The following is a 20,437-nucleotide window of genomic DNA, read 5'->3' on the forward strand; positions in this document are numbered from 1 at the left end:
GGCACCATTCCGGCGTGACGTCATTCGGGGGTGGGGACAGTGCTGCAGGAGATCCTGACCGGGCTGATCGTGTCGGCGATCGGTTCCGGCGCGGCCGGGTTGTGGCTGCACCGGCGCAGGCTGCGGCTGCTGTTGCCGGCGCTGCGGCCCGGCCGACGGATGCGGGTGTCGGCCGCGGTGCTGCTGCGGGTGCAGGACGACGGCGGGTATGTCCTGTTCCACTCGCCGCGCCGCCCCGGCTCCTACGGCCCCCCGGGCGGAGTCGCCAAGTACGCCGCCGGGGCCCGTCCGGCCCTGGAGCGTCTGGGCTTCCACGAGGAGCCGCGCAACCGGCCCGACATGCGGCACGACCTGCGGGGGTTCGTGCCCTCCCGAGCACTGGCCGGATTCGCGCGCTGGTGGGCCAAGGGCGAGGGACGCGAGTCCGCGGCGGAGTGCCTGCGCCGTGAACTGGACGAGGAGCTGGCCGAGGTGGGGCACCCGGACCATGGTGTCGATCTGTCCACCGTCGACTTCGTCGCCGTACGCACCGTGCTGGACGGTCCGCACCGGGTGCCCGGGCAGTCGTACCGGCAGGTACGGCTGATGGAGGTCTGCGATCTCGACCCGGCGTCGCCGGGTGCCGCCGGACTGCGGCAGCGGCTGCTGGACTTCGCGGAGGATCCCGCCGACGAGGGGATCATCCGGGTGTCGGCGGACGACGTCGAGTACGGGCGTCGCGACGCGTGCTACATCCAGCCGCAGTCCGCCTATCTCTTCGGGGCGCGGCGGCTCAACGCGGATCTGCCGATTCTGCGGTGAGCCGCGCGGGGCGGGTTCAACTGCCGGTGTGGCAGTAGCCGGCCCAGAGCAGTGGCGAGTCGTTCTGGCGCACCGTGCGCAGGACAGCGTGCAGGGCCGTCGCCGAGTCCTCACCCCCCGCTGCGGCTCCCGCCGAGGACACCGGTCGGCGGGCGAAGAAGCCGCCGGTGATCTCCGGGGCGCCCGCGTCGAGCACCGACCAAAGACTCGCCACGACCTGCCGGAACCCTGCGATCTGCAGTGCGCCGGCGAGGGAGAGGGCCTCGTCGGGCAGGTTCTGGTCGCCCAGCGCGCTCTCGCAGGAGGACAGATAGGCGAGGTCGGCGGTGCGCAGCCGCAGCGCGGCGATCTCCCGCATGGTCAGCGGGCCGTCCTGGGCGTACAGCGCGGCGCGGCCTGGATCGTTCGGGCTCTGGACGCTGTGGCCCACGAAGAGCAGCCCGCGGTGCCGGTGGAGTTCGGCCGCGACACGCGCGAGGGTCGCCCGGCGTCCGGCGAGCACCCGGGAGCTGCCGTCCGGCCCCGGGGGCCGCACGGCACGCACCGCCCGGATCTCCCGTGCGGCGTGCCGGAGGCGAGGCCTGCCCGGGATGTCCGGAACGCAGACCGTGAGCAGGGAGCGGATGTCTCCGCTACAGGCAGAGTCCTGGGGGTCGGCGAGCGGCTGCCGGGAGGCGATCAGGGAGCGCAGGGTGGGTGTGTAGGAGGAGATCACCCGGTCCGCGACGCCGGTGTCGCGCAGCCGGGCCGTGTCGTACTGCTGGGCGGCGTGCAGGGGCAGCAGGGAGAGAGGTCCGGTGGGGCACCACCAGAGGCGGGGCCAGGTGTCGTCGCGGTGTTCCAGGCCGAGGTGGGTGAGCACCGGTTCGGCCACTGCCCGCCACAGCCAGGCCAGCGTCTCGCGCAGGGTCTCGGCGGCCACCGCACGCTGCCGGGGTGTGCCGGGCCGCCTCAGGGTCGCGACGAGCCGCAGGTGGGTGCGGGCCGCCGTGCGCAGCCCGTCCCGGGTCAGACCGGGCAGCGGGACGCAGCGGACTCCGCCGGTGGTGACGACGAGCGCGTCGCAGCGCAGTGCGCTCACATTGACGACGACCACGGGACCGTGCTCGGCGGCAGTACACAGCTCGGTGGCGTCCGGGGGCAGCAGAAACCGCTCCAGCCCCGGCAGCCGCCGGATGCGCCGCAGCAGTTCCTCGCGTTCGGCCGCCGCGGCCGAGCTGCGCGCCATCTCATGGGCGAGCACCGGGGACGCGGGCTCCGGGGGTTCCCGCCAGTCGAACGTGCGGCGTTCCAGGACGTCTTGGAGCCGCCGCAGCCGACGGGCCGGCCCGGGCCGGCTCCGGTCGAGCAGGTCGTGCCCGGTGCGTCCGCCCACCGCCTGGGCGAGCAGCACTCCCCGCCCCTGTTCGAGCAGTTCCAGCGCCGTTTCGTGGCGCCCCTGCGCGATGGCGCAGGCGGCGGCCTCTCCGGCGGCGCCCGAGAACTCGCGCAGCAGCCGCTCCTGGTCGTTGCGCCCCAGCCCGAACCAGGCCACGGCCTCCAGCAGTCCGACGGCGTCACGGTAGCCGTCGAGGGCGTCCGCCCGCCGCGGATCGGCCGTGGCCGCCAGCCGCCCCCGGTACAGCGCGGCCCGCGCCCGCCCCAGTACGGGCGCGGTCGGCACCCGGGCCGCCGCCGCGTAGGCGGCGAGCGCGCGCTCCCGTTCCCGCACCCCGGTGGCCGAACGCCGGTTGCCGGTCCGCGTGGTCGGCTTCGCGCGTTCCTCGTGGGCAGCGCCCAGGTTGGTCAGGTAGCGGCAGAGGTCCGGGTCTTCGGCAGCGGTGCGGACGGCTTCGCGGAGCAGGCCCACCGCTCGGTCGAGGTCGGCCGGGGAGCCGTCGGCGCGGTGGCGGCCGACGAGCGCGTTGCCCAGGTTCGACAGGGCGCCCGGGCGGCCTGGGTGGCCGAGGGTGGCCAGCGCGAGTGCCTCCTCGTAGGCCGCCACAGCCGCTCGGGCGCCCTCGGGGCCGCCCAGCACGTCGTAGCGACGCTGGTGCACACTGCCGAGGTTCTCCAGATGCGCCTGCCGCAGCCGGTGCGGGCGGCTCAGCGCGTCCTGGAGCGCGGACTCGGCCAGTTCGAGCATCGCGGCGTCCTTCGTCCGGTCGAAGACGCGCACGCAGACGGCGGCGAGATTGCCCAGTCGCAACGGCCAGTCAGGGTGGTCGCGCGGGGTCGCCGCGACCGCTTGCGTGATGTGGTCGAGGGCGGCCCGCAGCGCGTCCGTGTCCGCCGTCTGCTCGAAATGGCGCACCAGCGCCCGCGCCATGTTCCCTCGCCGGTTCGCCTGTTCGAGTCCGTCCGCCGACGGTGTCCGCAGGCTGTCGGTCAGCAGCCGTACCGCTTCGGCGAGCGCGCGCGTGTCGCCCGTCTGCTCGAAGCGGGTGATCAGCGACGAACCGAGGTTCGACTGGTACAGCGCGCGGTCCGGGTCGTCGCGTGCGGTGGCCCGCAGCGCCAGACGCTGCACGCGCACCGCCGCCGCCAGGTCCGCCGTGGCGCCGCCGGAGACCTCGAACCGCACGGCCAGGGCCGCGCCCAGGTTGGCCAGCAGGGCCGCACGGTCCTTGCCGCCGTGCGGCACGGCGGCAGGACGCACACTGCCGACCGGGGCACCGGCCGCGGCGGCGAAGTCGGCCACCGCCGCGTCCAGCGCCGACCGGTCGCCGGTCCGCTCGAACAACGCCCAGTGCGCGGAGCCCCGGTTGCTGTGGAGGGCGGCCAGGTTGCGGTGGTCCGGCGTGGCCACCGCGAGCGCGGAGTGCAGCAGGACCAGGGCGCGGCGCACGGCTCCGGTGTCGTTCACACGCTCCGCGTGGCCGAGCACACGCATGCCCACTCCGTGCCGTGCGAGTGCCAGGACGTGTGTGTCCGGGACCCCGCCGTAGACCGCCCGGTACTTGTCGAGCAGGCGCGGGTCGGGCCCGTCGGGGGTGAGCGCCAGGACAGCCAGCAACACCTCCGCGGCGGAGCGGACCTCGTCCTTGTACCGTCCGGGGTCGCAGCCGCCGCGTTGCCGGTGCAGTTGCGCCACGAGAGTCGCGGTCCGCAGCGCCTCGACCGGCACGCCCGTTCCGCCGCCGGGCGTCCAGTCGATGCCTGCGAGCACCTCGTCGGCCAGCTGCAGGGCCGTGTCGGCGAGGAGCGCGGTGCTGTCCTCGGTGTCCTGGCCATGCTGCAGAAGCGCGCCGAGTTCCGCCACGGGATCGCGGTCGGTGGTCTCCTGCGGCTGCGTCGCCGCCCTCAGGACGCGCCGTCCGGGGGCGCCTGCGCGACCGAGGGGATGGACTGCATCTCGCGGTTCTGCAGCCAGCATGTCGGGGGCAGCAGATCGGCGGTCCTGACCCGTCGGCACAGGTCACCGGGGCAGCCGAACCGCCCGCTCGCCGACTCCCACTCGTCGAGCCAGGCGCCGTCCGAGTCCTCCGCCTCGTCCGGTTCCTCGTCGACGTCGTCTCCGTAGCGCACGGTCGAGTCGTCCCGGCCCGCGTCGAGCCGCTCGATCTCGTCGGCCAGCCGCTGCCAACGGGACAGCAGCGCGGCGCTGGGCGTGAACCGCTCGGTCACGAGCGCCCGCCAGTCGTCCTGGAGGGCGTGCGCGTGCGCGCGCACTCGGATGTCGTGGAACCGCTCACATACGTCGTCCCAGCTCAACGGCCCCGTCGTGGCCCCGTCCAGCGCGTCCGTCCCGGTCACGTCGCCCTCCCCCGCCGCGCGGTGTGCACGATCGGATGGTATCGGCCACGAGACCCGGCCGTCGCTGTGTGTGCCGGCACGGCTACGCTGTACCGGACGCCGTGGCGGCGGCCGTCACCGTCAGGGGGCAGAGTGCGGATCACGTTCGCCGAGCAGTTCGACGAGGAGGCCCAGGCGCGGATCTCGACGGCGCTGCACAGGGCACGGACGTCCGACAGCCCCGGAGGCGTGCCGGGACTCTCCACGTGGTCCCCCCAACACATCGATGTGGAGCGACAGTTCGGTGACGGTCTGAGCGGCGCTCTGGTGATCGGGCTGCGGGTGAGGACGGACGACGGTTGGACCCGGCACGTGGCCAAGCTGGCCCCCGCCGAGGACTCCCACGACGAACTCCTGGCGTTCCGCGACATCTTCTCCCAGCTTCCCCACACGCTGTTCGTGCCCATCCGTACAGCGACCCCGGGCGCACACGACCCGGCCGCCGCCCAGGAATTCGAACCCGACGAGGCCGTGGTCTACGTCGATGTGGTCACGTGGGCCGGGTGCGATCAGCACCAAGAGGTCGTGAGCCTGGAGCAGTTGGCCGAGCGAGCGGTGGCACCGGGAGGCACTGCCGACGATGCCGAGCGCGCCGTGACCGCACTGGACCGCCTGCTGGGCGTCGCCTCCCAGGCGATGTACCAGGGGGCGAGCCCCCGGCACCAGCACGATGACCGCATGGCGGCGAAGGGAACGCTCGGCCCCGATGTGCGGGTGGTGGTCAACAGCGTCGACCCGAAGGGCCAGCCGGTGTACGGCAGTCCGGACCTGGAAACCCTCGAAGCCCATGTACTGGCGCCCCTGGACGTCGTGCGAGCGGGACTCGCCGCACCGACGCAGCAAGGCACGCTGTCTCCGGGGCAGTTCGTCACGCTTTCCGCTCAGGACGGGCTGAAGGCATCGGACGAGGGTTTTCTGCTGGAACGCCAGAACGCGGTGGTGGCCGTCGAGTTCGAACCCGGCTGCAACACGACCGCGCTGCGCAACCTGGACCCGGACAAGGTGCGGTACGTCCACGGCAGGGTGGGCGACACCCGCCCGCACCGCGCCCGCCGGCGCATCGGCGACGCCCTGGGGATGCTCGACGACTCCCCGGGGGTCGTCCGGGTGGGCGGTACGCGGGCCCGGGACCCCTTCGCGCTACTCCAACACGTCGTCCGGGAGCGCACCGCCGCCACCCTGGTCGGCGTGGTCCACGGCGACCTCAACCACCGCAACGTCCTGTTCTGCGACGGCCGGCCCTTTCTCATCGACTACGCCAGGGGCCGGCGCGGCATGCCGGTTCTGGACGACCTGGCGTGGCTGGAGCTGAACCTGCTGCGCCGGCCCCTGGCCGACGGGCTGACCTTCGACGACCTCGTGGCCGTACTGCGACTGCTGCTGCTCGGCGACCTGCTGGCGGACCTGCTGCCACCGGGCCCGGACAACCGCGGTGTGCTCGGCGATCGGCTCGCCGGTCTCGTCGCCGACCGGGGCCGGCCCGCGGTCACCGCGATCCGGCTGCTCGCCGCCCTGCGGGCCCGGGTACGACGGATCTGCGCGGGCAAGGACACGGGACAGCCGTGGTGGAGCGAGTACCAGGTCGCCCTGCTGCTCGCCGCGCACCGTGCGTTCAAGTGGCCGGACGCCCTGCAGACGCCCGCGTGCTGGCGCGGGCAGGTGGCCGCGGCCTGTGTCGCGACGGAGGCCCTGGAGCGGGGCGGACCCGGTCTCGGCCTGTGGGAGGACCGCGAACTCGTCGCCGCCGCACAGGCGTTGCTGCCCCTGCTCCCGGACGTGCCGGATCCCCGGGCGGCGGGTCTCCTGGCCGCGGTGGTCGACGGGCTGCCGTCGGAGGCGAGTCTCGACGCCGGTCTCGCGGACGTCCTGCGAGCCTGCCGTACCGGTGTGGCTCGTAGGGTGGCCGGTCCGGCGACGCACCGACGGCTGCGGGAGCTGGACGAGGAGCGCGGGGCACGCTCCCCGTTCATGGATCTGTCCGCCGGGACGGCCGCTCCGGCGTCCGGGCACGGTCCGCGGATCTGGGCCGAAGCCGCCAGTGCCGTCGACCGGGTCCTGGCCGTGTCGCACGCGGTGGTACTGGGAACAGCCGGGTCGGGCCGTACGACGCTGCTCGACGAGGTGGAACGCCGAAGACTCGCCGCCCTGCTGGAAGGCGGCGACGCGGTGGCGACGGGCGTACCGGGGCTGCTGCCCGTACGGCTGCCGGGGGCGGCCGTCGGCCGGTGCACGGACGCCGACGCCCTGGAAGGACAGCTCCGGGAGGTGCTGGAGCTGGTCGCACCGGGGGCCGACGCGGCCGCACTCCTCACGGCGGGCGCGGTGCATGTCCTGGCCGACCTGCCGGGCGGAGCCGGGGCGGAGCCGGCGGCCGGGGCGCTGCGGGAGTTCCGGGCCCGCCGCCCGGCGGTGCCGGTCACCGTGGCGGCACCGGGCCGTGAGCCGATCTCCGCGTACGACGACTGCACCGCCGTACGCCTGCTCGGTCCCCGGCCGGAGCAGGCCGCCCGCTATCTCGCCCGCCGCTCGGCGCAGCGCGGGCTCGGCCCCGAGCACGCCGCCGAACTCACCGACCTGGCGCTGTCCGACACATGGGCGGACCTGCTGCGGGAGGGACGCTGCTCGCCCCTGCTGCTGTCGCGTCTCGCCCGCTGGCCCGTCGGCGGACCGGCACGGCGTCGGCCGGGCAACGAATACGAGGTGCTGGACGCCTACTTCGCCGGTATCACCGCGAGCTGGCCCAACACCGCGCTCCGTTACGCCAAGGCGCGAGCCGCACTGCTCATCGATCCAGAGATGCGGCCCGGCGGCGGACGACTCGCGGAGGAACCACCCCCGGCCGTGCTTGTCGAGTCGGGGGTACTCACCCCGGAAGGCACCTTCCACCACGTCGAGGAACGCGACTACTTCGCTTTCCGTTGGCTGCGGTCAAGTGCCGACGACCGGGAGCTGCGCCGGCGGTTGGCGCTGAAGCACCGCTGGTACGGGGCGTTCCGGTGTCTGGCCGCGCTCGTGCCGGAGCCCAGGCAGTGGCTGCCGCGTCTGGTCGAGGACCTCGCGGCGGCGGATCCCGTGCAGGCCGCCGCACTGCTCGGAGCCCCGGCAGTTCCCCCACGCAGGCCGGTCGAGGCCTTTTTGCACGACCAGGAGGCGGTCCTCGCGGACCCGCGGGCCGGAGCGCTGGAACACCGCACGGCGGCCGACGCACTGGCCGCGTTCGACGCGCCGGTGGCCTACCGCCGGCTGCTCACCGCCCTGGCGGACCCGGACTGCCCGCCGACCGCCCGTACGGCAGCGCTGCGGGCCCTGGTGACGGCGGCCGGCACCACCCGGCAGGCCTCGCAGGGCCGACGCCTGGCCGGGGAACTGACCCACCGGCTTGCCACGTTCCTCACACCTGACACGCCCCAGGAGCTGACGCTGTCCGCCCTGCACGCGGTCGAGACGCTCACCCTGCACCGTCTGGCGCTGCACACGGCGGATCTGGTCCGGCCGGGTACCTCATGGCCGGTGGTACGCGCCGCGCTCGCCGCCCTGGACGCCCTGGGCATGGCTCAGCCCGCTTCCCTCGCCCAGGCCCGGCCGGCGGCGGAGCGCGCGGGGCTGTCGTACGTCGAACAAGCCCTGAACGGCCCGCTCTCCGGTCGCGAGGCCGCCGACCTCACCGTGGAGCGGGCCCGGCTCGTGCGGCAACTGCCGGGGCGCGATCGCGTCCGCGCGCTGTTGGAGCGACGGTTCGCGCCGGGGATAGGGGAGTTGGCCGGGGAACTGCTGGAGGAGTACGTCGGAGACGTACCGCGCGGGGCGACGACGGCACCGTACGAGGAGGTGCTGCGGCGGAAGGGAGAACCCGACTCGGCCTACGAGGTGCTCCGGACCACCGCGGACGAGCTGTGCCGCGCCGCCGCTCTGCACCGGCTGGTGTACGACGCGCCCGAGCGCGGCGCCGACGCCTTCGCCCTGCTGTCCGGGCCGCGCTCGCCTGCCGGGGCCGCACTCCCGGACCGTGCCGGTGCCGTGGCGGCCACGGTGCGGGCGCTGCCCGCCGAACTCCTGCCTCAGGTGCCGCAGTTCGCGATGGAAGCGGCGGAGGCCTGTGATCCGGGTCGCTCCCTGGACGGCATCGCGGCACTCGTGGACTCCGTCTTCGCCCGCGACCGGCCGGCCGGTCTGCGACTGGCGCGCCAGGCCCACCGTCGCTTCGTCGCCGTCGACCTGCCGTCCCGGTCCCGGGGCTACTGGCCCGCCACCCTGGCCCGCTGCTCGGCACACCGGGCCTCGCTCGCCGCCCTCCTCTCCTCACCCGACCCCGACGACCAGGACCTCGCCTTCGACGTCCTGGCCGACCACGGCTTCCTCCTGCTGGCGGGGCCGGTCCCGTCCCTCGCGGACCAGGAAGCCGCGGCCCGAGCCTCGGAAGGGGTGTTGGAGCGGCTGCGAAGCGCCGCGGACGCCGACGTCCATCGTCTCGCCCGGGCGTCGGCCGCCCTCGGGCTCGTGGCCGCGCTGCCCCCGCTGTGCGACCTGATCGCGCGGCAGGACGGCGCGGACTCGGCGGCACCGGTCTCGCTCGGGGCGTTCGGCGTCTGCGAGATCTCGCCCTTCGCGGACCTGCTCGCGGCGACGGGGTACCTGGTCGCCCGAGCGGGCGCCGACCACCCGGACGCTGTACGCGCGTACCGGGCGGTGCGGGACCTCGACACATCCGGCGCCCATCACAGCGTGGCGGTGGGCCGGCTGACCGCCCTCGCCGTGGCGGGAGACTGGGCGCCCGTCCTCGACGCGTTCCCGGGCGACGACCCTCGGCTGCCCGTCATCGCGCGGAACGCCCTTGTGCACTGGCTGCCCGGTCCGTTCACCCCGCCTGACGCCGACGCCTCCGAAGCCGCCCGCCGGCTCGTCGACCGCCTGGCCCGCGACGACGGACTGACACCGCAGGCCCGTTCCCATCTGTACGGCCTGCGGATCGAGCTGGAACGCCGTACCGGAACGGCCACCGTCATCCAGCCTGCTCACACCGGGAGGGCTACCGCCGACACACCATGACCGAACGCCGCTTCAACGGGTTCCGGTGGTGCCGGCCGACGGCGCGGCCGACGCCTCGGGTGGGAGGTTGAGCGGTGTGACCACCTGGATCGCCGAGGGCAGCGTCGGGCCGTCGTCCGGCAGGGCTCGGTTGGCGCGCATGATGGTCTGGCAGGCGCGGCGCACGTCCTGGCGCAGGTCGTGGTGGAGGACGGCGGAGAGGCGGCGCTCGCGCAACAGCCGGGTGTTGTCGTGGTCGAGGTCGTGCGCGATGAAGACCGCGCAGGACCGGCCCAGCGCGTCGAACGCGTCCAGGGTGGCGAGATTGCCGCCGCCCATGGAGTAGACGGCCACGATGTCCTCGTCGCGCCGGAGGGCTTCCAGGACTAGGTCGCGCTGGGTGGCGTCCAGGCCGTCGCTGTCCGTGACCTCCACCAGGGAACGCCTGGGGGCGGCGAGGCGCATCGCGCTGCGGAAGCCCATCTCGCGCTCCTCCTCGCCGCGGAAGGAGCCCCGGCTGATGGTGGTGAGCACATGGCCGGGGCGGTCACCGAGCCACTGCTCGACCAGGTAGGCGGCGGTGGCACCGGCCGCCCGGTTGTCGATGCCGACGTAGGCGAGGCGTGCGCTGTGCGGGAGGTCGGTCACCAGGGTGACGACGGGGACGCCGGCCGCGGCCAGCCGGCCGACGGCGGCCACCACCTCCGGTACGTCGGGGGCCTTGAGGATCACGCCCTGCGTACCGCGCCTGGCGATCTTGTCCAGGGCGGCGGCCAGGTCCTCGGGCGGGCAGGTCTCCCGGAAGTGGAAACGGGAGCGCACGACGGCCGGGTGGAGGGAGGGCAGTTCGGCCTCCAGCGCCTCGCGTACGGCGGTGGAGAACCGCTCCGGCGTCTGCATCACGATGTCGATCATGAAGGTGCGGCCGCCGATGCGGACCTGGGACTGCTGGCGGTCGAGGTCCTTGATGGCCTGGTGCACCTCACGGACCGTGGTCTCCCGCACATTGCCCCTGCTGTGCAGGACACGGTCGACCGTGGCCGTGCTCAGCCCGGCCTGCCGGGCGATTTCCCTGATCGTATAGGTGTGGCGCATGTCGGCATCCAAGCAGATGATGATGGACTTTTGATGCGGTGCTGAGGATTGAATGATGGGTTCGGGTTCTCAAGACTGGCAGAAGGGCAAGCACTGCGAAAGGGACCCGGATGCTCACCCAAGCCACCGCCGGCCGGACCTGGCTCACCGAGGCCGACTGCGATCTCGACACGTTCCGCTCCCTCGTCGAGCAGAAGACCGACGCCACGGACCACCCCCTGGCCGAGCGCATCGAGCAGAACGTGCTCCTCTACGACAGCGACCGCCTCCGTTCTCTCGCCGCCACCCCCGACGGCCGGCGCGACGTGCAGAGCGAGCTGATCCGGGCGCTGCTCGACGGACCCGGCATCGTCGTACTCAAGGGCGCGTTCGCCGACCCGGACGTGGTCGACCGGGCCACCGCGGCCTTCACCGCGCTGATCGAGGAGGAGCGCGCGAGCGGTGCCGCGCGCGGCGACCACTTCGCCAAGCCCGGCGCCAACGACCGCGTCTGGAACGCGCTGGACAAGATCGCCGTACGGGCGCCGGAGGTGTTCGCCGACTACTACGCGAACGACATGATCGCGCTGATCGCCGAGGCCTGGCTGGGCCCCGCCTACCAGGTCACCTCGCAGGTCAACGTCGTCAACCCGGGCGGGGCCGCACAGAGCGTGCACCGCGACTACCACCTCGGTTTCCTCGGCCAGGAACGTGCCGCCGCCTACCCGGCGCACGTCCACCGCCTGTCGCCCGTCCTCACCCTCCAGGGCGCCGTCGCCCACTGCGACATGCCCGTCGAGTCCGGCCCGACCCTCTACCTCCCGCACTCCCAGAAGTACGAGCCCGGCTACCTCGCCTGGCGACTCCCCCAGTTCATCGAGTACTTCGACGCCCACCACGTCCAACTCCCCCTCGCCAAGGGCGACGCGGCCTTCTTCAACCCCGCGCTCTTCCACGCCGCCGGGCACAACCGCTCGACCGGTATCCGGCGCATGGCCAACCTGCTGCAGATCTCCTCCGCGTTCGGGCGCGCGATGGAGACGGTGGACCGCGAGGCGATGGCCAACGCGCTCTTCCCGGTGCTGCTGCGCCGCAAGGCCGAGGGCGTCTCGGAGGACTGGCTGCGCCGGGTGGTCGCCGCCACCGCCGAGGGCTACCCCTTCCCCACCAACCTGGACCTCGACCCGCCGGTCGACGGTCTCGCCCCGCCCTCCCAGGCGGACACGGTCGGGCAGGCCGTGGCCGAGGGCTGGGACCCGGACCGGCTGCGCCAGGAACTGCGGGCGGGCGCCGAGCGCCGCCACGGCTGAAGCACGGTCGAAGCCGAAAGGGACACCCCGCTCATGGCACTGCTTCAGGACAAGGTCGTCCTGCTCTCCGACCACAGCGGCGTGACGACCTGCTCGGTCTGAGCCGCTCCCGCCGACCGAGGCTTCCACGAAAGAGGTATACGAGGCATGACCGACGAACCCCTGCGGATCGGCGTCCTGGGCGCGGCCCGGATCGCCGAACTCTCCCTCGTGGGGCCCGCGCGTGCGGGCGGCCACCGCCTGGTCGCGGTGGCCGCCCGCGACCGTGACCGGGCCGAGGCCTTCGCCGCGGCCCACGGTGTGGAGCGGGTAGCCGCCTCCTACGCCGACCTGATCGCCGACCCGGAGGTCGAGGTCGTCTACAACCCGCTGGCCAACGGCCTGCACGGGCCGTGGAACCTGGCCGCGCTCCAGGCGGGCAAACACGTCCTCACCGAGAAGCCGTCCGCGAGCGACGCCGAGGAGGCGGCCGAGGTCCGCGACGCCGCGGCCAAGGCCGGTACGGCGTTCATGGAAGGCTTCCACTACCTGTTCCACCCGGTCACCCGCCGCCTCCACGAGCTGCTGGACAGCGGGGAGCTGGGCGAACTCAGGCACGTCGAGACCATGGTCGCGATGCCCGCTCCGCCGGACACCGACGTACGGTGGTCGCTGCCGCTGGCCGGCGGTGCGCTGATGGACCTCGGGTGCTACAGCCTGCACGCGCAGCGGACCCTCGCGCCCTGGGCCGGCGGCGCGCCCCGGCTGACGACCGCGCGCGGCGGTGAGCGGGCGGGGGCCGCGGGCGTCGACGAGTGGCTCTACGCCGACCTGGAGTTCCCGGGCGGCGGCACCGGCACCGCCCGCTGCCATATGGCGTACCACGAGTGGCGGATGAGCTGCCGGGTGGTGGGCACACGCGGCGAGGCCACGGCGGTGAACTTCGTCCAACCGCATCTGGACGACCGGGTGGTGGTGCGCACCCCCGCCGGCGAGCGCACCGAGGAACTCGGCCGCCGGTCGTCGTACACCTACCAACTGGAGGCCTTCGCGGCCCACTTGCGGCACGGTGCGACACTCCCGCTCGACGCCGAGGACGCGCTGACAACCATGCGGCTGATCGACGAGTGCTACCGGGCGGCGGGCTTCCCGGTCCGGCCGCGTACACCGGTCACGAGCTGAGAGCACGAGAGCGAGGGGGCAGCGGCGCTGCCCCCTCACTCTCGTGTCTTATCCCAGGAGGGCCGCGGCGGTGCGGTACGCCGCCTTGGTGGCCTCGCTCACCGGCAGCGCGCGGTGCGTGTCGGACAGGATCTCCACGCCCCAGGGGCCGGACCAGCCGGCCGCGCGGAGGGCGGTGATGATTCCCGGCAGGTCGAAGGAGCCCTCGCCGCACAGGCGGCGGCGCCGGACGGTGTCCTCGAACAGGCTGCCGATGACATGCTCGTCGGCGTCGTCCAGTTCCACGCCGACGATCCGGGAGCCGGGAATCCGGGCCAGTTCGGCGGCCGGGGTGCCCGCTCGCTCGATGTGCCAGGCGTCGATGATCAGGCCGCCCGCCGGATGCCCGGCGGCCTCGACCAGCCGGAGGCCGTCGTGCAGGTTCCGGAGGTTGGACCAGGGCAGGAACTCGATGCCGAGCCGGGCGCCCACCCCGTCGGCCTGGGCCGCCAGCACGGCGAACTCCTCGGCCCATACGTCGGGGTCCCAGGGCCCGCCGGTCACATCCGGCCCGATCTTGAGGTGGCGCGCGCCCAGTGCCTCGGCGGCCCTCAGCAGGTCCCGGCGTACCGCGTCCGACGCGGCACGCCGGGGGCCGTCCGCCCACCAGTCGGTGAGCAGCTCCAGCTCGATGTGCCGGAGCCCGTTGTCCTCGAAGAGGGACCGGACACCCGCGAGCCCGTAGGCGCGCTCGGCCTCCGCCAGGTCCGTGTGCAGCAGGCCGAAGCCCGTGAACCCGGCGGCGCCCGCAGCCTCGGCGCGCTCCCGCAGGCTCAGCGGGCTGCGCCCGTCACCACGGCCCGGCGCGGCGTCGCCGGCGGTGGTCCAGCAGGTGGCCAGCAGCGCCTCAGTGCTCATGCCGGAGCCCCTTCGACGGGCCGTCGTACGAGAGGTACGAGCCGTGCGGTCCGTACACGGTCACGCGTCGGCCCGCAGCGCCGCGCGCAGGTGCTCGGCGCTCGCCCACACGTCGTCGACCGGTCCCTTCGCCCCGGGCTCCCCGGTGAGGATCGTGTCCTGCTCCAGGACGTACCAGCCGTCGTACCCACGGGCGCTGAGGTGCGTGACGATCGCCCGCACGTCGACATCGCCGGCGCCCAGCGGGCGGTACATGCCGGCGCGGACGGCGTCGGTGTAGCTGAGGCGGCCGGACTGGACCTTGGCGGCGAGGGAGGCGTCCACGTCCTTCATGTGCGTGTGGGCGATCCGTTCGGGGGCCTGCCGGGTCAGCTCCGCCGGGTCGGTGCCGCCGATGAGGAGGTGGCCGGTGTCCAGGCAGAGGGAGATCGACGAGTGCTCCAGGACACGGCGGACGTCGTCGCCGTTCTCGACCATCGTGCCGACGTGCGGGTGCAGGACCGCGCGCACACCCCGCTCGGCGGCCAGCGCCGTGAGCCGGTCGAGGTTGGACAGCAGCAGCTGCCAGCCGTCGGCATCGAGCTCGGGCCGGGAGTCGTAGCCGTCCTGGCCGGTGATCGCCGACAGGACCAGGACCTCGGCCTTCGAGGCGTCGTAGCCCGCCAGGAGCCGCTCCGCCTCCGGCAGCGGGTCGTGTCCGGGCACATGGAGCAGCAGCGGGGTGAAGCCGCCGACGGCGTGCAGGTCGTGGTCGGCGAGGACCTTGGCCATCGCCTCCGGCGCGGCGGGCAGAAACCCGTCGGGGCCGAACTCGGTGGCGGCCAGACCGACCTCGCGCATCTCCTTCAGTACCCGCTCCGGCGTCAACTGGTAGCCCCAGTCAGGTACTTCGCACACACCCCAGGAGATGGGGGCACCGGCGATCCGGTTCAGCGATGGGGTGGTCATACCGTGGCCTTTCGGTGGTTCGGGTCGGGTGCGGGCCGGCCGAGCCGTTCGCGCGCTCGTAACGCTAGGTTCGAGGCGGCACTTTCTGAAGCCCTCAGATCCATCATTTGCCCGTCATCGGCACCCTCTTTTTTCCATCAAATCCGCCGGCCCCGACATCGGCGGCCGGTCCGAGGCTGTCAGAGGTCGCGCTTACGCTGTGGGCCCATGGGACTTTCGATATCAGTGGGACTCCTCTACGACCAGGCCCGCAATGACGCCGAGGGTCTCGACGGTCACCGCCGCGCCTTCGCCCGCCTCGGCCAGGCGCTCATGGCAGAGGGAATCAGCTGGCACGAGCCGGAGATCACCGGTCCGCCCCCTGCCCATACCTTCTCCGGTGGCTTCCCCTACGGGTATCTGACCCAGCTGCGCCGCATCCTGGTGCTCACGAACCTCGGAGAACCTGTCACCCCGGCCCTGGCGGTCAGCGAGCGCCAGTACGACCTCGACTGCGAGAAGATCCGAGAGGAGATGTCGATGCTCACCTCTCACCTGCTCTGTCACTCCGACCATGCCGGCTACTACGTGCCGGTCGACTTCGACGATCCGCTCTTCCTCCCTGACGAGGCGAAAGTCGAGGGCGCCGGAATGGTCGGCTCCAGTCAGCGCCTGCTGGCTGAACTTTCGGGTATCGCATCGTCGATGGGTCTTGCGACTGACGGACCGTTCGAGACGGAGCGTATCGCCTGGTATCAGCTCTACCGGGCGTGCCTGGCGAGCATCGCCGGCGGTCACGCCGTCGTGTTCCACTGACTCCTTTGAACGACGCCAGCCAGCCGCCCGCCCGGGGGACGGAGTGGTGGTGAAAACTATGGCCAGGTTCCGATGGGCGGAACATCTGGTGAAGCGGGGGTGACCTCGGGCAGCATGGCGGGCATGAGTGCGGAGCGCGCCATGCAGCTGCTGCGGGCCTGGCCAGGGCTGACCTGGACGGAGGCCAGCTGCGGCACGGGGTGCGCGGTGTGCTCGCAAGGCTGTGAGATCGTGCATTTTCATTCCGCCAGCGACGCCGACCTTCATCTGACCGGGCGGATGATCCGCCGGCTCGGAGATCAGCTGAGACGATCCACCGCGATACGGCTGCTGCCGGAGTCCCAGTGGGTGACGGTGCACCTGGACAACGACGCGGATGCCGACACACTGCTGTCCCTGGTCAGCGCCGCTCTGCAGGCGCACACGGCGTGCGCCGGTGCGGCACCCGGGTGCAACTGGAACCGGGTGACATTCCCCGACCGAAGAGATGATCCGGTTTCCTGATCTCCCTCTTCCCTCCGGGCCCGCGCAGGCCGCAAGGGTCACTCGGCGACTGGCCAACCAGGCGAACCGACCGCTGTCGTGGTCCGGCAGTCCTCGGGCGGCTGGGAGAGCAAGGTGATGCTCACGTGGGCGGGTCGCCCGGCAGGCTCATGGAGGGTGTGACTGATCAGTCCGGCGCTGGTCAGGCAGCACACCGCGCGCTGCAAGGCGGCGGGTGAAGTGCCCAGTGCTCCTGCCGCGCTCTCCAGGGGCAGGTCAACGGTGCGGGCCAGGTGAGCCCTGACGGGGGCCTGAGTGGCCAGCTCCAGCAGAAGCCCGACCAGCAGCCGGCCGTGGGGAGCCAGGCGGGCCCGTGCCGCCCAGTCCACCACCCACTCCTCGGACTCCACCACTCGCATGGACCTTCTCCCGTCTGTGACGCACTGGAGCATGCCGGACTCCCCCTGCTGTCAGGGTGTCCCGATGCGGTGGCGACCCGCACGACGGGCGGCCCGTCCGGGCGACCACGGGACCAGGGGTAGGCGGAGGGCAGTGTGACGGTCGCGGTCGCCGACCGGACGTCGGTTCCCCGAGCGCCTCGCGTACCTGGCGCTTGACCAGGACGGGGATGACTCCCGCGACCGCGTGAGTCATCCCCGGACCGCGGCGTCGCCACGACGGTGGTACTGGACGGCTCGGCTCGCTCAGGCTCCCACCGGCTCCGCGCCCCCGGCGTTCTTGAGGAGGTGGCGTTCCTGGAAGGACGCGATGATGCCGGAGGTGCCGTAGAAGATGCTGAACAGGCCGAAGACGGTGGCCAGCGAGACCGCACCGATGTCCGGCCGGACGAACAGCACGAAGGCCAGGGCGATGGACACCAGGCCGCTCAGCACGAACAGGGCGCGCTCGCCCGGCCGTTCGCCGCGCTGGAAGGCCAGGACGATCTCCATGGCCCCGGTCGCCAGGGCCCATGCGCCGATCCAGATCGTGAGGGCCAGCGCGGTGATACCGGGCCAGGCCAGCGCGACCACGCCGGCGACCACCGACAGCAGGGCGAGGAGCAGCCAGCCGAAGACCGGGCCCACCCGGTCGCTGCTGAAGGCCCGCGCGCCGTCGAGCGCCGCGCCTATGAACGCGTAGACGGCGAAGAGGATGACGACGGCGCCGATGGTGACACCGGGCCAGGCCACGGCGACCACTCCGATGGCGACCGCCAGCAGGCCGCGCCAGAGCAGTGCGTTGGGCGAACTGAGCATGAGGATCTCCCACTTGTGAGGTGTCGCCTCGTTCCTGACACGAAGCGAGGGATGCACGGGGGCGCCCGACCTTGCTCGAGGTCGTGTTGTCCACCGTGAACGCTAGGACGGGCGGCCCGGACGGTGATCCGTCATCCGACTGCGCTCGGTACTTCACCCCGCGGGACGGACCAGGCCCGGCACTCGCCCGGCGGAGACGGTCATGCGGCAGTGCAGTCAAGTGACCGAAGGCCGGCCCGTCTCCCGGTGACAGCATCGGTGCCGTCCGAGCGGGGACGACGCCTCCAGGGCGGTATCGGCGCCTCCTCCCGGCTCTCAGACCGCCGACGAGGAGTCGACATGATCGACGCGGTGCCGGTCCGTCCCGGGAAACTCGATCCGGCCGGCGGTCGGCCGTGATCGAGGGCCCTCGCACACATCTGACCTCGGACGCCGTGAGCGTGTCGGAAGGCCTGCCGGCGCCCGTGATCGACGCTCCGCCGCCGCATGCCGTCCGCCGGGCGGCCGACCTGTGGCGCCTGCTCGTGTCCCTCGTCGCGGTCCTGATGACAGTGCTGTCGGCGGTCGTGACGCGCGATGTCGCCCGGACGGTCCAACAGGGACTGCTGACCACAGCGACGGCGCTCCCGCCCGAGCTGCGGGACGGGCTCGTCGGGGCGGTCCAGGTGGTCGCCATGCTCGCGCCGACCGCCGCGCTTGCCGTGTGGGCCGTACGGCACAGGGCCGACCCGGTCCTGCGGGTCGTACCCGCCGCGGCGCTCGGCGCCCTGGTCGCCTGGTCTGTCACCCACCTGGCGTTGGCGCGCGGCAGGCCGGATCTGTGGCCGCAGGTGCTGGCCGGGCGGGGCGGTCTGGTGCAGGCGGGCTGGCCGTCGGCGGTGTATCTGGCGGCCTGCGCGGCGGCGGTCGTGGCGGGGGGCCCGTGGCTGGGGCCGCGGTGGCGGCGGGGTCTGTGGTCGCTGACCGCCGTGTGCGCGGCGCTGAGCGTCGCGGCGGCCGCGATCGTGCCACTGGACGCGGTCGCCGCACTGGCCATGGGAGGCGCGGCCGGGTCGACCGTGCTGCTGCTGGCCGGGGGGCCGGCGGACCGGCCGACGGCGCGGGCGGTCGCCGACGCGCTGCTCGCGTGCGGAGTCCCGGTCGCCACCGTGCGTGAGCTGCCCGCGGACACGCAGCTTCCGGGCGAGGGGATCGTCTACCACGCCGAGACCACCGCCGGCTCGCGGCTGGCGGTACGGGTTCTCGCCGCCGAGGACCACAACCGCGAACTGTTCCACCGGCTTGCCCGACGGATGCTGCTGCGCCACCCGGCCGACGCGGGCGGGCAGTCACCGCTCGGCGCCGCGGAACACGAACTGCTCATGCTCGTCTTCGCGGCCCGTACCGGCGCCCGGGTGGAAGAGCCCGTGATCGCGTATCCGGTGGCAGGGGGCGGCGCGCTCGTCGCGACGGTCGAGCGGGGCGCCCGGCCGCTGTCCGCGCTGACGGACGAGGCGCTGACCGATGAGCTGCTGATCGCGGTATGGACGTCCGTGGCCCGCCTGCAGGAGCACCGGTTGGCGCACCGGGCCCTGCGCCCGGAACACGTCCTCGTCGAACCGGGCGGTGCGGTGCGGCTCGCCGCGTTCGCACGCGCTCGGCCGGGTTCTCCGCCCGCTCTGCTCGCCGGTGACATCGCCGAACTGCTCGCCACGACCGCCCTGCGGGTCGGCCCGCGCCGTGCCACCGCGTGCGCACTGGCCGGCCTCGGTCCGCGGATCCTCGCGGACGCCGTGCCCTATCTCCAGCCACTCGCGCTGGTCGGCCCGGCCCGGCGCGCCGTCACCCGGTACGACCAGAACACCGCCCGGGCCGCTCGTGCGGGCGGGGGACGGCGCCTGCTGCGTCCCGGCGGCAGGCCGAGTCTGCTGCGGGATCTCGCCGCCGAGGTGACGGCCGCCACCGGCGCCCCACCCGCCTCACCCGCGCCCCTCGCCCGGCTCACCTGGAAGAAGGCCCTGGGACTCGTGGGCGCGTTCCTGGTCCTGCACCTCGTCCTGCCGCAGTTCGCCAACGCCGGCGCCGCCGTGGACGCGTTGCGCTCCGCCGACTGGTGGTGGGTGCTCGCCGTCGTGCCCGTCACCTTCGTCTCGCAGGCGTTCTCGACCTGGCTCCAACTCGGCACGATCCCCGACCGGTTGCCGTTCGGACCGACGTACGAGGTCCAGTTCGCCAGTTCGTTCCTGAACCGGATCACCCCGAGCAACGTCGGCGGGATGGCGCTCAACCTGCGCTTCCTGCAGAAGACGGGCATCGAGACCGGGGCCGCCACGGCCTCCGTCGGGCTTCAGAGCCTGGCCGGCGCACTCTCCAACGCCGTTGTCGCCGCCGTGTTCTTCGCCTGGGCGGGGCGGCACCACGGCGGCCTGCACCTGGGCCTGCCCGCGGGCCGGTACGTCCTGCCCGCCGCCGCTCTGACGCTCGCGGCAGGAGGCCTGCTCGGCCTCACTCCACCGGGCCGCCGTCTCCTGCGGGAGAAGGTGTGGCCGTTCCTGCGCGCGGCAGGATCGACCATGGCCGGGGTCGCGTCCGACCCGGCCAGGCTCGCCGTCGGCGTCGCCGGAGCGCTGGGGCTGCCTCTCGTCCAGATCGTCGGGCTCGGCCTGTCGGTCCATGCGCTCGGTGGTGACCTGCCCGTCGTCCAGCTCGGTGCCGCGTACATGGCGGCCCGGCTGATCGCCAGTGCCGCTCCCGTGCCCGGCGGTCTCGGTGCCCTCGAAGCCGGTCTCATCGCCGGTCTGACCGCCCTCGGTATGGCGGCGGGGCCGGCCACCTCGGCGGTACTGGTCTACCGGCTGCTCACGTTCTGGCTCAACGTCCCGCTCGGCGCCGCGGCCCTCGGCGTGGTGCAACGCCGGGGCTACGTCTGACAGG

General features: G+C 73.3%; 14 protein-coding genes. 7 read left to right on the forward strand and 7 right to left on the reverse strand.

The window, feature by feature from the left end; genetic code table 11:
* Positions 1 to 30: 30 nt before the first annotated feature.
* Positions 31 to 801, forward strand: coding sequence for a hypothetical protein (locus AB0D85_RS08760; protein WP_362315761.1), 771 nt, complete (start codon positions 31 to 33; stop codon positions 799 to 801).
* Between the two features lie 16 nt (positions 802 to 817).
* Here AB0D85_RS08760 and AB0D85_RS08765 read toward each other — a convergent pair whose 3' ends face one another.
* Complete coding sequence (locus AB0D85_RS08765; RefSeq protein WP_362315763.1) at positions 818 to 4,042, reverse strand: CHAT domain-containing protein; 3,225 nt, start codon at positions 4,040 to 4,042, stop codon at positions 818 to 820.
* 41 nt (positions 4,043 to 4,083) lie between these two features.
* On the reverse strand, positions 4,084 to 4,536 hold the full coding sequence (locus tag AB0D85_RS08770; protein WP_362315766.1) for a hypothetical protein: 453 nt from the start codon (positions 4,534 to 4,536) through the stop codon (positions 4,084 to 4,086).
* 132 nt (positions 4,537 to 4,668) lie between these two features.
* Here AB0D85_RS08770 and AB0D85_RS08775 point away from each other — a divergent pair, with 132 nt between their 5' ends.
* Complete coding sequence (locus tag AB0D85_RS08775; RefSeq protein ID WP_362315768.1) at positions 4,669 to 9,621, forward strand: hypothetical protein; 4,953 nt, start codon at positions 4,669 to 4,671, stop codon at positions 9,619 to 9,621.
* A 12-nt stretch (positions 9,622 to 9,633) separates the two neighbouring features.
* On the opposite strand, the gene AB0D85_RS08780 is transcribed toward AB0D85_RS08775, so the two are convergent.
* Complete coding sequence (locus AB0D85_RS08780) at positions 9,634 to 10,695, reverse strand: LacI family DNA-binding transcriptional regulator (RefSeq protein WP_362315771.1); 1,062 nt, start codon at positions 10,693 to 10,695, stop codon at positions 9,634 to 9,636.
* A 110-nt stretch (positions 10,696 to 10,805) separates the two neighbouring features.
* Here AB0D85_RS08780 and AB0D85_RS08785 point away from each other — a divergent pair, with 110 nt between their 5' ends.
* Both AB0D85_RS08785 and AB0D85_RS08790 read left to right on the forward strand, forming a co-directional pair.
* Positions 10,806 to 11,984, forward strand: coding sequence for a phytanoyl-CoA dioxygenase family protein (locus AB0D85_RS08785; protein WP_362315774.1), 1,179 nt, complete (start codon positions 10,806 to 10,808; stop codon positions 11,982 to 11,984).
* A 147-nt stretch (positions 11,985 to 12,131) separates the two neighbouring features.
* Positions 12,132 to 13,145 carry a Gfo/Idh/MocA family oxidoreductase gene (locus AB0D85_RS08790; protein WP_362315777.1) on the forward strand — a complete coding sequence of 338 codons (1,014 nt, stop codon included), beginning with the start codon at positions 12,132 to 12,134 and terminating at the stop codon, positions 13,143 to 13,145.
* 48 nt (positions 13,146 to 13,193) lie between these two features.
* Here the strand turns inward: AB0D85_RS08790 and AB0D85_RS08795 are convergent, their stop codons facing one another.
* Positions 13,194 to 14,042 carry a sugar phosphate isomerase/epimerase gene (locus AB0D85_RS08795; RefSeq protein WP_362315780.1) on the reverse strand — a complete coding sequence of 283 codons (849 nt, stop codon included), beginning with the start codon at positions 14,040 to 14,042 and terminating at the stop codon, positions 13,194 to 13,196.
* Between the two features lie 60 nt (positions 14,043 to 14,102).
* A complete protein-coding gene (locus AB0D85_RS08800; RefSeq protein WP_362315783.1) occupies positions 14,103 to 14,990 on the reverse strand; it encodes a sugar phosphate isomerase/epimerase in 888 nt (295 codons plus the stop codon).
* Between the two features lie 207 nt (positions 14,991 to 15,197).
* Here AB0D85_RS08800 and AB0D85_RS08805 point away from each other — a divergent pair, with 207 nt between their 5' ends.
* Positions 15,198 to 15,785, forward strand: coding sequence for a hypothetical protein (locus AB0D85_RS08805; protein WP_362315786.1), 588 nt, complete (start codon positions 15,198 to 15,200; stop codon positions 15,783 to 15,785).
* A 123-nt stretch (positions 15,786 to 15,908) separates the two neighbouring features.
* Positions 15,909 to 16,289 (forward strand): luciferase family protein, encoded by a 381-nt coding sequence (locus tag AB0D85_RS08810; protein ID WP_362315789.1) that lies wholly within the window; start codon positions 15,909 to 15,911, stop codon positions 16,287 to 16,289.
* Positions 16,290 to 16,327: 38 nt separating this feature from the next.
* Here the strand turns inward: AB0D85_RS08810 and AB0D85_RS08815 are convergent, their stop codons facing one another.
* Positions 16,328 to 16,687, reverse strand: a complete 360-nt coding sequence (locus AB0D85_RS08815) for a hypothetical protein (RefSeq protein ID WP_362315792.1) — start codon at positions 16,685 to 16,687, stop codon at positions 16,328 to 16,330.
* Positions 16,688 to 16,972: 285 nt separating this feature from the next.
* Positions 16,973 to 17,524, reverse strand: a complete 552-nt coding sequence (locus AB0D85_RS08820) for a DUF308 domain-containing protein (RefSeq protein ID WP_362315795.1) — start codon at positions 17,522 to 17,524, stop codon at positions 16,973 to 16,975.
* A 434-nt stretch (positions 17,525 to 17,958) separates the two neighbouring features.
* Between AB0D85_RS08820 and AB0D85_RS08825 the strand changes: the two genes are divergently transcribed.
* Positions 17,959 to 20,433, forward strand: a complete 2,475-nt coding sequence (locus AB0D85_RS08825) for a lysylphosphatidylglycerol synthase transmembrane domain-containing protein (protein ID WP_362315798.1) — start codon at positions 17,959 to 17,961, stop codon at positions 20,431 to 20,433.
* The last annotated feature ends 4 nt before the right edge of the window (positions 20,434 to 20,437 follow it).

The sequence above is a fragment of the Streptomyces sp. NPDC048277 genome, from assembly GCF_040652235.1.
Classification (GTDB): domain Bacteria; phylum Actinomycetota; class Actinomycetes; order Streptomycetales; family Streptomycetaceae; genus Streptomyces.

Bases quoted from the DNA above. Each gene is read 5' to 3' on its own strand.
- AB0D85_RS08780 (WP_362315771.1), bottom strand. From the start codon at position 10,695: ATGCGCCACACCTATACGATCAGGGAAATCGCCCGGCAGGCCGGGCTG.
- AB0D85_RS08785 (WP_362315774.1), top strand. From the start codon at position 10,806: ATGCTCACCCAAGCCACCGCCGGCCGGACCTGGCTCACCGAGGCCGAC.
- AB0D85_RS08790 (WP_362315777.1), top strand. From the start codon at position 12,132: ATGACCGACGAACCCCTGCGGATCGGCGTCCTGGGCGCGGCCCGGATC.
- AB0D85_RS08795 (WP_362315780.1), bottom strand. From the start codon at position 14,042: ATGAGCACTGAGGCGCTGCTGGCCACCTGCTGGACCACCGCCGGCGAC.
- AB0D85_RS08800 (WP_362315783.1), bottom strand. From the start codon at position 14,990: ATGACCACCCCATCGCTGAACCGGATCGCCGGTGCCCCCATCTCCTGG.
- AB0D85_RS08805 (WP_362315786.1), top strand. From the start codon at position 15,198: ATGGGACTTTCGATATCAGTGGGACTCCTCTACGACCAGGCCCGCAAT.
- AB0D85_RS08810 (WP_362315789.1), top strand. From the start codon at position 15,909: ATGAGTGCGGAGCGCGCCATGCAGCTGCTGCGGGCCTGGCCAGGGCTG.
- AB0D85_RS08815 (WP_362315792.1), bottom strand. From the start codon at position 16,687: ATGCGAGTGGTGGAGTCCGAGGAGTGGGTGGTGGACTGGGCGGCACGG.
- AB0D85_RS08820 (WP_362315795.1), bottom strand. From the start codon at position 17,524: ATGCTCAGTTCGCCCAACGCACTGCTCTGGCGCGGCCTGCTGGCGGTC.